The 440-nt window shown below is 46.4% G+C and carries 1 pseudogene; it reads right to left on the reverse strand.

Annotation, left to right across the window (positions count from 1 at the left end):
* Window positions 1–117: 117 nt before the first annotated feature.
* Window positions 118–440: pseudogene (locus AB4486_RS25645) on the reverse strand (endonuclease); the annotation flags it as partial.

A 440-nucleotide genomic window follows, 5' to 3' on the forward strand; every position in this document is an offset into this window, starting at 1 on the left:
AGCTTGGGGAGGGTAAAACCTCCCCTTTTTTGTGCCTCTAAAACGGCATTAAAAAGCCGCCCGAACAGTGACGATAGCGGCTGTGTTGTTTCTGGCGATTTGCTTTAGCTAATGGGGTTAGTTTCCCCAAATGATCTCTACAAATTCAGGGTGATCCACAAACGGGTTGCGGTTACCTTGGAATTCAAACACCGCTTGGTTACGGCTGATCGCTTTCGCGCTAACAAGTTCGTTTTGTGCCAACGTTTCAACATGTTCAGCATCCATGGTTCAAAGACGGTCGTTTTCGTGCCGTTTAGTACTGCGTCTGAGCTGCTTGAATGGCTTTCCCAGTTACCAATCACATTTTCATAGCGTGTCGCCATGTAGAAATACACGCGAGCAAAATCACCTTTGAACTCATCAATAGGCTCAAATACCGTTCCTGAATAGCCCAAAGT

Origin of the sequence: Vibrio sp. 10N.222.55.C6, assembly GCF_041473395.1 — a bacterium.
Lineage (GTDB): Bacteria > Pseudomonadota > Gammaproteobacteria > Enterobacterales > Vibrionaceae > Vibrio > Vibrio crassostreae_C.